This window comes from Pantoea sp. paga (genome assembly GCF_007558755.1).
GTDB classification, from domain to species: Bacteria; Pseudomonadota; Gammaproteobacteria; order Enterobacterales; family Enterobacteriaceae; genus Pantoea; species Pantoea agglomerans.
The window spans coordinates 1-629 of sequence record NZ_VLTF01000040.1 but is presented as its reverse complement, the minus strand read 5'-3'; the positions used below and the strand labels follow the sequence as shown (position 1 = coordinate 629).

Below are 629 nucleotides of genomic sequence, written 5' to 3'. Positions count from 1 at the left end.
CCTGTATACATTAAAGTGGAATGATCAAGTAATTCGCCTATAACGACTTCTCCATAACCCTCTCTGGCAAGCCGGGTACCTAACGTATAGCGAAACCGCCTGGCATTCATATTTATTACTTCACCCGTCCTTTCCGAGATTACGTCCTCTGTTGTAGCTATTCTTTTGAGCGTTTGAGTACACTTTATCGCATAGGCATGAAGTCTGTCTGAAGAAAGCATCTCATGTAAATTCTCACACTCAACAACCCCCTCAAGCCTTTTCTTACAGACAAACAATGGTAGTTCCAACATCTCTTTCTCAGAGAGTTTTCTGCCGAGCTGCTTGCTAAAACTCTCAGAGACAATACGTGCCTGCTCTTTAAAAATATTGAATAATTCATGTGTAATCCTGAATCGCCTGAATGAGGCTCTATACTTTTCACCTTGTTTTATTCTGGGGATATTTATATAGCATTCGTTTATAGTTCTTTCGTTTATGATGTCTTTCGTTTTTATCTGTGTGATTTGTAGACTTCTTCTTCCCGTATGAATGGTGATTAAGGCCATTGCCAGATCAGAATAGGATATCGTACCCTTCTGGTACGCACGTGAGACAGCATCGTAAAAGTTATCAAACTCCATGTCTGT

At 40.2% G+C, this 629-nt stretch carries 1 pseudogene; it reads right to left on the bottom strand.

The features are described from left to right. Positions 1 to 629: pseudogene (locus tag FOV68_RS23880) on the bottom strand (tyrosine-type recombinase/integrase); the annotation flags it as partial.